The following is a 13286-nucleotide window of genomic DNA, read 5'->3' as shown; positions in this document are numbered from 1 at the left end:
TACCAAATAATAAATAGTGTTTTCTGATATGGACTTTCGTACCACACTCAATCTTACTTCAAGCCCTCATTCCATTACGCATTCAACGGCCATTCTGACCATAGGTTCGTGTTTTGCCGATGTGATTGGGAGCCGTTTGTATCACAACAAACTCCCTACTTTGGTCAATCCTTACGGTACGATTTTCAATCCCATTTCAATAAGCAAACTCCTCAAACAAGCACTCCAAAAACAAGTTCCTCAGGAGGGATTGTATGTGTTGCAACAAGAAAGTTGGTTTCATTACGATTTTCATTCGTCTATTTGGGCTACTTCAAAAACCCAACTTCAAAATTTTACTCAGCAGCGCCTACACGAAGTCTATCAATGGCTCCACCAAACGGATGTTCTTATTATCACCCTTGGTACTGCCTATGTCTATCGGCATTTGGAGACGGGGCAAATTGTAGCCAACTGCCATAAAACACCTGGTAAGTTTTTCAAAAAAGAACTCTTAGGGGTTGACACTTGTACCAACGAACTCACCGAACTACTGGAGCAAATACGGGTAGTGCGCCCCAATATACGCGTCATTCTGACCGTCAGCCCTGTACGACATACGCGCGATACGCTCCCGCTCAATGCCGTCAGCAAGTCGGTACTTCGATTGACGTGTCATTGTTTGAGTGAGGCGCTGAATTACGTAGATTATTTCCCTGCTTATGAGCTACTTTTGGACGATTTACGAGATTATCGGTTTTACAAATCAGACCTGATTCACCCATCTGAAGTAGCCGAAACGTATATTTTCAATCAGTTTTCTGATGTTTATTTTTCCGAAGATTTAAAAAAATTTGTGCTCGAATGGCAGAAGATACAGCAAGCTTTGGCACATCGCCCGCTACAACCCAATACGAGTGCACATCGTCAATTTTTAGAAAAGCTTTTAGAAAAACTCACCTCACTTTCTTCCCAAATCGACGTACAAACAGAAATAGCACACGTAGAAGAACAATTACTTAATTTTGCTGCTAACTAGCGACGAATCAATTTCCCCGTAAAAATCTCCTCTTTTTCTTTGTTTTGTAACAATACGCGATAATACATCAAATCAGGCGCGTTCAAAGGGGCTTCCCAATAAATAATATTGGACGGATATAAAAGACTCTGATTTTTTTCACTTAGCAGCCGTCCTTCTTGATTAAATATTTGGAGAATAGCCCTGTCGTATTTTTTTGTTGAGGGATTTGTAATGTCGAAAATCACATAATTTTCAAACGGATTAGGGTACGCTTTGACCTGAGTCTGCGAAGGAGCATCGAGAATAGTAAATGACAATATCAAAGGGGTTAGAAAAGCCCGATTACCCTCTAAATCAAAAGCTTGTAATCTCATTTCGTACTCACCCGCAAGCAAGGTCACAGGCATTGACCACTGTGCATGATTGTTTTTACTGAAAAAATCTAAGTATAGCCATTGCCTCTGAAAAACACACTGATTACACTTTTGCCGTATTTCTACTACCACTTTAGCCGTGTCGGTAGACGACAAAAGCGGACGATTGTCATAAACCCTAAAATGAAACACGCTACCTCTTATCACAGTGGCACCGTCGCTGATTGGAGAGTCGTTGAGGGTAATATCTACCAAAGGTCTAATACCATCTCCAATGCTGCTGGGAGGATAAATACTTTCGGATTTTAATATTTCGGGGTCTAAGCTTAAAACATATGCATTGTTTTGCTCATTCAGTTCTTCAATTTGGTTTTTGCTATCAATCCAACATTCAAGTTTAGGGCTATTTTTTTCATTTTTAATTTCCAAATACAAGGTGTCTACGTTGGCCGTAGGAGTTAGCACAAACTCATAAACGCCCAGTCCTTTGATTGTCAACATGTATTTTTGGGAGAGGCTAGGGTCGTGTTTTCCTACATTACTCACTACAGCCCCTACCCGCCAAGTAGTTGCTAACGCCAAAGGTTGAGTTGGGTTATTGCTTTCCACAAAAACCTTCTGCAACTGATAATCAGGCTTTTTAATCTCAAACGCCCTCACCGCAGGGTCGCCAAGTATCAACATTTCTTGCAGATTCACCCTATCTACAAAAGTGGGATTGTTCTTACTGATGTGCTCGGCAGCTTGTTTTAGTATTTTCCCTAGCGACTGTGCATACAAATCAGGATGCTGAAACTGTAACTTATAAAATACCTCCATGTATTTTTCAATCGCACTTAAGTCATTTTGATGTGACTGACCCACCACGGCTATGGCTCCTTTTTGAGGGGTAAAAAGCCAATCCATAGCTTGGGAAGAAGCATTTCGAAAAACATTGGCATAACTACAACCATTGAAAAAGAGAATCGGATATTTCTGATTTTCGGCGTAGCCACGACTTTTATCGGAAATATCTCCAACGTTAAAATCGGTATTATTGGCCGAGGAATGTCCCAAAAAACTCATAAACCCCACTCCCTCGTTGACATCTTGCACAACTGGCGCAGCTTCTATATACTCAAGTTGCTGTTTTGCCAACGCCCTTACTTGTGCGCCTACATAGGCCCCCTCCGCGATACCTTGCAGGGTTTTGAGCTTGGTTTTTAGACGGCCTATCTCATAGCTATTGCTCCCTCCCGAAAGATGAAGGATTTTTTTGCGCCAAAGTTCAAAAGGGGCCTGTTCATAATGTTTTAGTTTTTGTAGATAGTCATTCAATTGCTCATTGGTCGTAGCAGGGATACGGCCCGTCAAAAAAGCGGGGACTTCGGCTACTGCGCCATCGAGTCCACTAGTGAGTAATTGGTCAGAAGCAGGATAGCCTATAGTGGGTATCAAATCCAATTGTTCGAGGCGAGACCTCACATCAAAAGCCGAATAAGCCTTGCCCAGCAATAGCAAATAAGGCTCTACGACAGACGACTGCAACACATAATCGGCCATTTGTCTAATAGCCAATGGACTATGTTCGCCAAAACTGAATTGATTGTATAAATCATGAATATTGAGCAACAATGTGTTGTAACCTCCTCCTTCTCTACTCTTTCGGTAAGATTCATAAGCACTTGCGGCCTGCTTGAGCCGAGGATGATATACCATTACGTAATCAGCATTCTTTGCCTTTATTTCCTCAAACTTAACAGGCGTTAACGCTCCAACACGCAGGATTTTATCGGTCATCAGAAGCCTACGTGGGAGTTGGGTACTAGGTATCAATGCACTCCACCCACTTCCATACAATTGGTAGGGGATTTGGTGAGGGTGAGTTTCGTCCGTTATGTCATAAAAAGCCTTTATTTTCTCACTATCGCCTTCTCCTATTACCCAAGATGTATCGGCAGGATTAGGACGAGTATAAAATATCTTTTCTTGCCCATTGTATATCCATTTTTGGGGATAGGTAATTTCCAACAAACTCAGCGAATAAGCATCTGCTTTATGGGAAGATGTAGAATGGGTCGTAAAATTGAGTTCATGTACTGCTCCTAATATAGGTAATGAAAACCTTTTTTGCTGATGCTCAAAACCAGTCAGAGAAAAAGTATCTACCGCCGTTTGTTGCAATTCATTAGTTATCCCAACCGTAAGTTGGCGCGCTAAGAAAGTTCGACCATTGAGGATAAAATCAACGGGGATTTTTTGATCGAGCGCAGGAACAAAGTCAGATAATTCAAAACGTTGAACATAGGTAGTATCACCTTTTCGGCGTACTCCCGTCATTCCTTCTCCTTTGTCTAAGCTACTCAATTGATAAGTAGGCACCGGCCCGGTAAAAGTATTGAACGAAAATTCGTCAGTGTACAAAAAACGTTCCGTCGCTAGATGATAGGGTTCTGGCTTACGAGCATGATTAGGATTCAAGGGTGTCTGTTTTATCTTTTTTCCTATTTCATTACCCACCGTCAGAAAATAATAGGTGGTATCCGAAAAAAGGCTGTAGTACGGATGAGGCATCGCACTAGGAGGCGAGTATAAGAGCGAGTCTGAAGTTCCGTCGCGTTTTTTGGCATAAAATTCCAGAAAATCATCTTCTTTCAAAACACCCTCTGTTGTTTTATAAAGTGCCATTTCTTGACCATGATGAAACACTTGAAGGTAGCGGGCTTGTAGGGTATCCAAGGGCAAACCCGCCTCTAAAAGCACCTTATAATCAAGGCGATAAATACCATTTTGGGCAATGGGGAATTTAAAATACGGTTGCTGAAAACGAATCCATTCATTGCCATAGCGTAATGTTTGAGCCTGTACTACGTCCATTTTCCCCCAACTTACGATGAGGATATAAAACCACAGTAAATGTTTTTTCATAGTAAGCTTATTAATCTTGACCGATGACTAAGAGTTTCTTTTCTATGCGATACCCAGACTCTATCTGCCCTTTGCCGATACAATCAGTCGAAGATTGACAATAATTCAAATCGGTATTTTGACGATAAATCAAGCCTGCATGAGGAGCAAATACCGCAAATTTTCGGCGAAGTGATAGTAAAGATGCTTCGTCTTCTAGTTGTACCGTTATACAATCCTCGTAGTTTTTGGCACTAACTTGATAAGAGGTTTTGAGCATGTTGTATTGAGCACGGGGCGGCTCAGAAGTCCATAGCTCATAAGGCCATTCAAGTGCTGTTTGCACCGGAAACACTAATTCCTGAAACACGTTTTCGGTAGTCTGCCGTAAGAGTTTATTGGGATACCATTTCAGCAATTCATATCCCACGGTTTGCCACGGTTGGCTACTATCTTTTCGCTCGGCTATTTGGATTTCAATGAGTTGATAGGTTTCTTTTTGAGATAAGGCTATGGTAGCTTCTTTCTGTTGAAAATGGCGAATTTTGGGCGCTTCATTCACGGCATAATAAGCCTCCTCTATTTCATAAATACGGTACTGTCCTACCTGATAGTTTATATAGTCTTGTGGCCTAAACCTCTCTACCGTAGGCAAATGACACGCTAGCATTCCCACCCCCAATAGCCCCAGGGCACTATATTTTTTCCACCAGTTTTTCATCCGAAAGAGCTTTAAGTAGTGCATAAATATCATTTTCACAGGTAGCTTCATCTATGTCATATTCGGCCAAAACTCCCGATTTTAATTCTGCAACAGTCATCGGTTTTTGTTGAAGCATTTTCCAAATAAATGTCCCCACCTCATCTAAAGTATAATAGACACCTCTTTCGTAATCGAGGATTACGGTTTCGTTTTCTAAAGTTGACGATACTTGCTGGGCAGAAGCTCGAAAGACTTGTGTTGAGTTTATTTTCATACTAAATGCATTGAAAACCAGATTTCCAGAATTAGACCTATCATCCATTAGACGACCTCGTTTCATGTTGGTATCAAAAAGCTTTTCTTTTTTTATAGATTGTTAGGTCTTGCTTCGCATTTTGAAGAAGAAAATAAGATTTCATCTCAACTTTCTTTTCGGTTTCGGTGTTTGTTTTATGCATAATATCTCTACGCATGAACGAAGAAAAGAAAAGCGGTAAAATTTTTGACCTTCCTACCTTACGCCGCCTGTACACTTTTGTCAGGCCTTATCAAAAGCAATTTTATATCCTTGTAACTATCATTTTGATAAGTGCGACCTTGTCGCCCCTTAGTCCCCTTTTGATTCGCTATACGATAGACAATGAGATTGCGGCAGGCGATTATAATGGCTTGGCTATCATGCTACTTTGGATGATTTTGGTATTGTTTCTACAAGCCATTTTTCAGTTTATCAACACTTATTTGGCAGGATGGTTAGGGCAAAATATCATTAGAGATATTAGAGTTCAGCTCTACGAAAAAATCCTCAATCTTCGCCTCAAATTCTTTGACAATACTCCCATTGGTAGGCTTGTAACTCGTACTGTATCAGATGTAGAAACCCTCTCTGATGTTTTTAGCGATGGTATGGCAGCGGTGGCAGGAGATATTTTACAATTGATATTGATTATTGGGGTAATGTTTTATACCGACTGGCGACTTTCTTTAATAAGTCTGGCAACAGTACCCTTTATGCTAATAAGCACTTATATTTTTAAAGAAAAAATCAAAGACTCTTTCAACGAAGTCCGAACGGCTGTCTCTAACCTTAATTCTTTTGTTCAAGAACACATCACCGGCATGAATATCGTACAGATATTTAGTGCCGAAAAAATAGAATACCAGAAGTTTAAACAAATCAACGGCGTCCATAGAGATGCCCACATCCGTTCTATTTGGTACTACTCGGTATACTATCCTGTGGCGGATGTTATCGCTGCTGCCGCTACGGGGCTGATTGTGTGGTATGGCGCCCGTCAAGTCATTCAATACGACGTTACCTTCGGTACCATCACGGCTTTTATTATTTTTATCAACCTGTTTTTCAGGCCCATACGGATGCTAGCCGACCGCTTTAATACCCTTCAAATGGGTATCGTAAGTACTGATCGTATCCTTAAACTCCTCGATAGCGACGACTATACTGTCAACAACGGCACTTATGTTTCAGAACATCTAAAAGGAGATGTCTCTTTTAAAAATGTGTGGTTTGCTTACAACGATGACAAGTACGTACTCAAAGATATTTCTTTTGAGGTAAAGTCAGGCGAAACCATCGCGTTTGTGGGCGCTACTGGCGCTGGAAAATCCTCGGTTATCAATCTTTTAAGTCGTTTTTATGACATCAATAAAGGCGAGATTTTGGTAGATGGTGTCGAAATCCATAACTATGAACTAGGCGCGCTGAGGAAGCAAATTGGGGTAGTACTCCAAGATGTTTTTTTGTTTTCGGATACCATTCACAACAACATTACCTTGGGTGATACAAGTATCAGTCGCGCTCGTATCATCGAAGCGGCGCAACTCGTAGGTGCGCATGAATTTATCGAAAAACTTCCCGGAGGGTATGATTACAATGTAATGGAGCGCGGCGCGACGCTATCAGTAGGGCAACGTCAATTGATTTCGTTTGTAAGAGCATTGGTACATGACCCCAAAATCATCGTTTTGGACGAAGCCACTTCGTCGGTAGATACCGAAACCGAAGAACTCATCCAAAATGCTATCCTAAAACTCATGAAAGGCCGCACGGCTATGGTAATAGCCCACCGCTTAAGTACTATTCAGAAAGCAGATCAGATTGTGGTACTAGACAAAGGGGAGATTCAGGAAAAAGGCACTCACGAGCAATTGCTAAGCCACGAAGGGTTTTATGCCAATCTCTACCGAATGCAATATAAAGAAGTAGCGAACTAAAAAAGAGAGATTAACAACAAAAACATTCAGAGAAACTAAAACTCAGTCTAGCGGATAGATTGAGCTCGTTTTATCCTCCATTGTTGTTATAAATATTAATCCTCTATCTTTGTAATGTAAATATAACAACTATGGCAACCGCAATTAAAAACATACCTGTATTGAAAAAAGAAGCGGCATCTACTTTTAATGAGAAGATTGAAAAAAATATTGCCAATAGAGCAAGTGTAGACTTTTCAAAAAAAGTATCTATTTCTAGTAAAATACTTGCTAAGGCTAAGTCATAAAATCTACTCAAGGTGGGATTCCTATTAGAAAAATGCACCTTTAGACCCTACAACCAAGAGATTTTAGATTCTTGTGAGCCTTTTGACTGTGGCAACTCTGATTTAAACGGATTTTTCTCCAAAGATGTAATCAAATACACTTCTGAATTATTGGGTAAGAGCTATTGCTTCACTCTAGATGAAAACCCAAAAGTAATAGTATGCGCCTTTACGGTTTCTAATGACAGTATCAAAGTCCAGACACTGCCCAATTCTCGAAAAAAGAAAGTAACAAAACGTATACCACGTGAAAAAGAGACAAGAAGCTACCCTTCTGTGTTGATTGGAAGACTTGGGGTCAACAAAAATTTCGGAAGATTGGGAGTAGGCTCCGACTTAATGGATTTCATAAAATCTTGGTTTGTTCATCCAGGAAATAAAACAGGTTGTCGGTTTATCGTTGTTGACTCCTATAATACACCCAAACCACTTCTTTATTATACAAATAATGGTTTCGAGCCTTTATTTAGTACCGAGGAACAAGAAAAAGAAGCGATGAATTTACCATTGGATAAACCATTAAAAACTAGACTACTATATTTTGACTTAATCTTACTTAAGATTGAGGAACAAACAGAATAATAACTCTGGCGACGCCACAAGCGTCGCCAGAGTTAGGCATTTTATCGATTAATATTCGTGTGGCAAAAGCTGATTGACTTGCTCATGCCAAGGCAACCCGTGCTGATTGAGTAAGTCCATAAAAGGATCAGGATTAAGCTCTTCGCAGTTCCAAACGCCCGCTTTCATCCACTCAGGATTGGTGAGCATGAGCATTGCCCCAATCATCGCTGGTACGCCCGTAGTATAACTTACAGCTTGCGCTCTTACTTCTTTCCAGCATTCGGCGTGGTCGCAGTTGTTCCATACATAATAAGTCGCATCAGCTCCGTCTTTGATGCCTTTGATTTGACAACCGATCGAAGTCTGCCCCGTGTAGTTTTCGCCGAGCGAATCTGGCGGAGGCAATACCGCCTTCAAAAACTCCAACGGAACAATATCTATACCCTGAAACTTGATAGGAGCGATACTCGTCATTCCTACGTTTTGGAGTACTTCTAAGTGCGTCAAATATTGCTGTCCGAAAGTCATCCAAAAACGCGCGCGCTTGAGCGTTGGGAAGTTTTTGACCAACGACTCCAACTCTTCGTGATACAACACGTAGCTTTCTTTAGGACCAATGCCCGGATAATCAATCGGCTTATGAATACTCATGGCGGGAATCTCTACCCAAGCACCATTTTCCCAATAACGGCCCGGCTGCGTGATTTCACGAATGTTGATTTCGGGGTTGAAGTTGGTCGCAAACGCCTTGCCATGATTTCCAGCATTACAATCGATAATATCAAGATAGTGTATTTCATCGAAGTAATGCTTGTTGGCATAAGCCGTAAACACCTGCGTTACGCCTGGGTCAAATCCACAGCCCAAAAGCGCCATGAGTCCCGCTTGTTCAAAACGCTCTTTGTAAGCCCATTGCCAGCTATATTCAAATTTGGCTACGTCTTTTGGCTCGTAGTTTGCAGTATCCAAATAGTGTACGCCTGTTTCCAAACACGCATCCATAATGGTCAAATCTTGGTAGGGCAAAGCCACATTGATGACCATTTTGGGTTGAAAAGATTGGATGAGCGCAACCAGCTCGGGCACAATATCAGCATCTACCGCTGCCGTTTGGATTGTCACTCCGTGCATTGCCTGAATATCAAGGGCAATTTTATCGCATTTAGATTTGGTACGGCTTGCCAGCATGATTTCCGTAAATACATGCGAGTTCATGGCGCATTTGTGTGCCACTACGCCCCCTACTCCTCCAGCTCCAATGATTAGGACTTTTGACATCTCTTCCTTTATTTGTGATTTTGTGGTTCGGTGATGAGTAATTTTAGGTCACTCAAAAATTAGTGGGCAAAGATACGATTCGTACTAGTTTTTTATGTTATTTGAGGATAGATTTTGTAAAGAGCCAACCAAGGCTTTCCAAGTTTTGGCTGCTATTTATAACTTAAAACTTGGAAAGCCTCTTATCATCGACCTACTTCACTTATGGATATTTTACTGCTTATTTTGGGAATTGCCGGCTTGCTTGTAGGACTAGCAGGAGCTGTGCTCCCCCTTCCTGGCCCGCCTTTGAGTTTTGTGGGATTGTTGTGTTTGCATTTTAGTAAATACGCCGAGTTTAGTCAGTTTACACTTTATACCTTAGGAATCGTTACCCTCATTATTAGCGTATTGGATTATTATGTACCGATTTGGGGGGTCAAAAAATTTGGTGGTACCAACTACGGCGCTTGGGGCTCAACGGTGGGGTTATTGATAGGCTTCTTTTTTGTCCCAGCCATTGGGATATTTTTGGGTGCGTTTTTGGGTGCTCTTATTGGCGAGCTCATCGGTGGTATGGCTGCCGACAAAGCCCTCAAAGCAGCTTTTGGTTCTTTTTTAGGTTTTTTAGGAGGCATTACCATGAAAGTCATCTTGTGTTTAGTGATGATTGGCTATGCGGTAGCTGCCTTTTTTTAAAAGCCCGAGGCTGTAAGTAATAAGCATTTTTTGCGAAGTTTTTAGACAATCACAGCGGAGACCTATTGAGTACGTAAAACCTTCTTTACGAGAAAGCTTATTGCTTACGGCCTAAAGCATATTGCCAAGCGACCACGAAACACAACACACTCATTTCCAATATACTACAGAAATACTTTTTATTTTATTACATTTTTTTCAAATTTCTCATGGGGGTCTTGGGGAGTTGGAATGTCTTATTTCCAAACAGCCAAGAATTCAAATAAAACAACACTTTCAATGCACTGATGTTGGGTCAATGACGAAGTTTGCCGTCACTTGATTGTGCCCAACATCAGTTTTTTATTCATCAAAATCTTAACATCAAAAATTCATCCGAAGGCTCTAGCCTCCGACACGGTACTCTTTTTGTCAAAAAACAGCCATGCAAAACAATCGTCTATCCATGAAAACTTCTGCCAAATACTGGTCATTTTTTGTTGTTTCTGTATTTTTCCTATTTCAATCAGCTCATGCCCAAACCCTCACCCAAACGATTCGGGGGGTGGTGGTTGATAAAAACCTACAGACTCCTATCGTTGGGGCTTCGGTCATTTTGGTAGGCTCGCAACCACTCAAAGGCACTATCACTGATGCCGAAGGATCTTTCCAAGTGTCGCAAGTAGCTATCGGCCGCCAAACTATCAAAATCACTTACATGGGCTATAAAGAATTGACACTGAGCAATGTAGTAGTCAACGCAGGCAAAGAACTCATTATCAATGCCGGTATGGAAGAAGACATTACGCAGCTTTCTGAAATTACCATCAAACCTACTGTCGAAAAAGACAAGCCCCTCAACGATATGGCAGCCGTAAGTGCACGTACTTTTTCGGTAGAAGAAACCCAACGTTATGCGGCGGCTATCAACGACCCCGCCCGTATGGCTACCGCCTTTGCGGGGGTGATTTCGGGCGATGACGGTGGCAACAATATCGTCATTCGGGGCAATGCACCGAGCGGGTTGCTATGGCGTATGGAGGGTATCGACATTCCCAACCCTAACCATTTTTCGAGCTTAGGAGCAGCGGGCGGAGGTGTTTCTATTTTGAGTGCCCAAGTACTATCCAACTCTGATTTTATGACGGGTGCTTTTCCGGCAGAATATGGCAATGCTCTATCGGGGGTTTTTGACCTCAAACTTCGCAAAGGAAACAATCAAAAACGCGAATACACCTTTCAGGCTGGACTGATGGGGATAGACGTAGCCGCCGAAGGCCCTTTCTCAAAAAACTATAAAGGGTCTTATCTCATCAATTATCGCTATTCTACCCTCGACCTGCTGGGTCGCGTAGGCGTACCAATAGGAGATGCCGCGCAGCGTTTTCAGGATATTTCTTACAATATCTCTTTACCTACCAAAAAATCGGGCAAATTCACGTTGTTTGGCTTTGGGGGCTTGAGTAGTACCCTGTGGGAAGGAAAAGCCGACTCCACACTCTGGCAGACAGAAGGCGGAAAGCGGTTTGACGAAAACTTTAAATCCAATACAGGCGCATGGGGAATGACACACGCTATCAATCTTGGCTCCAAAGCTTTCTTGAAAACGGTAGCTTTGTACTCAGCCTACGATAATGGTTTTCGTCAACATCGATTCAACAACAATTATACTTCTGAACTCCGCTACAACGAAAATTATTCTCTACGAAAAATGGCTATTTCGAGTACCATCAACTACAAAGTAAACACTCGAATGGCCCTTAGGGCAGGGGCGATTTGGACGCATCACTCTTATGATTTGTTTAAAGAAGCATGGGAAAGCGACACCCAAAAATTAGAACGCTTCATCCAATCAAAAGGACAAACCGCTACTATTCAGGCTTTTGCGCAGGCAAATTATAGATTATCAGAAAAACTAACGGCCAATCTAGGCGTTCATACCCTAGCCCTTTTGCTCAATCAAAGCCGCTCGATAGAGCCACGAGCTTCGCTCAAATGGGACTTAGCGGCTGGTCAATCTATCGCATTTGGGTATGGCATACACAGCAAAATGCACCCGATTGGACTGTATTTTTATTCAAATGGCGATGCCGAAACGGGCGTCAATTACCCTAATCGTAACATTGATTTTACCAAAGCGCAGCACTTTGTTCTTTCTTACGACCGCCTCCTCAATGAGTACACGCGTATCAAAATCGAGACCTACTATCAATCGCTGTATGGAGTACCGGTCAGTGCCGATGCCCGCAATTCGTTTTCGTTGCTCAATTCGATGGATGCCTTCGAAACTAAACCCTTGGTCAACAAAGGAAAAGGACGTAACTACGGGTTGGAGTTTACGTTGGAGCGTTTCCTGCAAAACAACTTTTATTATCTCTTCAGTGGCTCAATCTTCCGCTCGCAGTACAGCGGCTCGGATGAAATATGGCGCAGTACTCGTTTTGACGTAGGTTCGGCGGCCAATTTCCTCATTGGCAAAGAGTGGCTCGTAGGTCGCCAGAAAAACAATGTGCTGGGTATCAACGGCAAACTGACTTATATCGGTGGTTTTAGGGATACGCCTATTGATTTAGCAGCTTCGCGCCAAAAAGGCCAAACCGTGTACCTCGAAAACCAAATGTACGAAGAGACTTTAAACGCCTATTTCCGCTCAGACATACGGATAAGTTGGAAACGCAACAAAAACGGTTTTACGGGCACATTATCGCTTGATATTCAGAATGTAACCAACCGCGAAAACATCTTTGGGCGATACTACGACGACAATATCAAAGATATTCGCATTGCTTATCAATTGCCCCTCATTCCAGTACTCAATTACCGCATCGAATTCTAATTTTTTTGCTTCCTCCGCCTTCCAAAGAAGTCATCCCGACCTTCTGATTTGTATTTGAGTAGGGACAAACGCTCAAATGTAAACAGAAGGTCTTTTTATGCTTATCATAGTAGTTGTGGTAGTTGTCTTTTTTACAAATGGCCTTCGATTTTCTCTTCCGTCAAGTTTATGTTTGACTTCTCCGAAGTCATTTGTTTTTGGTAGGGACTTATGAGCTACAAACCTTGCACCTCTCCGAGGCAGAATATGAGAATGCTATTGTGGAGGAATAGTTTCACAGAAGCTTAACTTTTCTAGTATTATGTTTTCAGCTTCACAGCAAGGACTTAAGAGAAGTCAAACCTAAATCTTTTTGAGTATAAATCTTAAGCTTCTATCTGGCGCATCCTATAGGCGAGCTATTACACTCTCCAATCTTTGGGATGAC

General features: G+C 41.9%; 10 protein-coding genes. 6 read left to right on the top strand and 4 right to left on the bottom strand.

Annotated elements, in window-relative coordinates; translation table 11 throughout:
- Window positions 1–28 precede the first annotated feature (28 nt).
- Window positions 29–1018, top strand: a complete 990-nt coding sequence (locus G563_RS0126800; protein WP_028668045.1) for a GSCFA domain-containing protein — start codon at window positions 29–31, stop codon at window positions 1016–1018.
- Here G563_RS0126800 and porU2 read toward each other — a convergent pair.
- From porU2 to G563_RS0126785, 3 genes are read right to left on the bottom strand one after another with little or no spacing between them, the layout of a single operon-like run.
- Window positions 1015–4281, bottom strand: a complete 3267-nt coding sequence (gene porU2, locus G563_RS0126795; RefSeq protein ID WP_028668044.1) for a putative type IX secretion system sortase PorU2 — start codon at window positions 4279–4281, stop codon at window positions 1015–1017. The genes G563_RS0126800 and porU2 overlap by 4 nt on opposite strands.
- Window positions 4282–4291: 10 nt before the next feature.
- The gene (locus G563_RS0126790) at window positions 4292–4981 is read right to left on the bottom strand and encodes a hypothetical protein (protein ID WP_028668043.1); all 690 of its coding nucleotides are present in this window, start codon (window positions 4979–4981) and stop codon (window positions 4292–4294) included.
- Complete coding sequence (locus G563_RS0126785; protein ID WP_229598576.1) at window positions 4956–5303, bottom strand: PqqD family protein; 348 nt, start codon at window positions 5301–5303, stop codon at window positions 4956–4958. Before G563_RS0126785 ends, G563_RS0126790 begins: the two co-directional genes overlap by 26 nt.
- 131 nt (window positions 5304–5434) lie before the next feature.
- Here G563_RS0126785 and G563_RS0126775 point away from each other — a divergent pair, with 131 nt between their 5' ends.
- The 3 genes from G563_RS0126775 to G563_RS0126765 all read left to right on the top strand — a co-directional run bounded on the left by G563_RS0126775 (window position 5435) and on the right by G563_RS0126765 (window position 8106).
- Window positions 5435–7198 (top strand): ABC transporter ATP-binding protein, encoded by a 1764-nt coding sequence (locus G563_RS0126775; protein WP_028668041.1) that lies wholly within the window; start codon window positions 5435–5437, stop codon window positions 7196–7198.
- Window positions 7199–7329: 131 nt separating this feature from the next.
- A complete protein-coding gene (locus tag G563_RS38250) occupies window positions 7330–7485 on the top strand; it encodes a hypothetical protein (protein WP_157585634.1) in 156 nt (51 codons plus the stop codon).
- Between the two features lie 12 nt (window positions 7486–7497).
- Window positions 7498–8106, top strand: a complete 609-nt coding sequence (locus tag G563_RS0126765; protein ID WP_028668040.1) for a GNAT family N-acetyltransferase — start codon at window positions 7498–7500, stop codon at window positions 8104–8106.
- Window positions 8107–8154: 48 nt separating this feature from the next.
- Here G563_RS0126765 and G563_RS0126760 read toward each other — a convergent pair whose 3' ends face one another.
- Window positions 8155–9366 carry a saccharopine dehydrogenase family protein gene (locus G563_RS0126760; protein ID WP_028668039.1) on the bottom strand — a complete coding sequence of 404 codons (1212 nt, stop codon included), beginning with the start codon at window positions 9364–9366 and terminating at the stop codon, window positions 8155–8157.
- Window positions 9367–9570: 204 nt separating this feature from the next.
- On the opposite strand from G563_RS0126760, the gene G563_RS0126755 reads away from it, so the two are divergent.
- Together G563_RS0126755 and G563_RS0126750 are read left to right on the top strand one after the other, a co-directional pair.
- Window positions 9571–10044 carry a DUF456 domain-containing protein gene (locus tag G563_RS0126755; RefSeq protein ID WP_028668038.1) on the top strand — a complete coding sequence of 158 codons (474 nt, stop codon included), beginning with the start codon at window positions 9571–9573 and terminating at the stop codon, window positions 10042–10044.
- Window positions 10045–10489: 445 nt separating this feature from the next.
- Window positions 10490–12859, top strand: coding sequence for a TonB-dependent receptor (locus G563_RS0126750; protein WP_028668037.1), 2370 nt, complete (start codon window positions 10490–10492; stop codon window positions 12857–12859).
- Window positions 12860–13286: the final 427 nt, after the last annotated feature.

Source organism: Runella zeae DSM 19591, from assembly GCF_000423565.1.
GTDB classification, from domain to species: domain Bacteria; phylum Bacteroidota; class Bacteroidia; order Cytophagales; family Spirosomataceae; genus Runella; species Runella zeae.
Note: the sequence above shows the minus strand (reverse complement) of the source record. Positions and strands in the feature narration are given on the sequence as shown.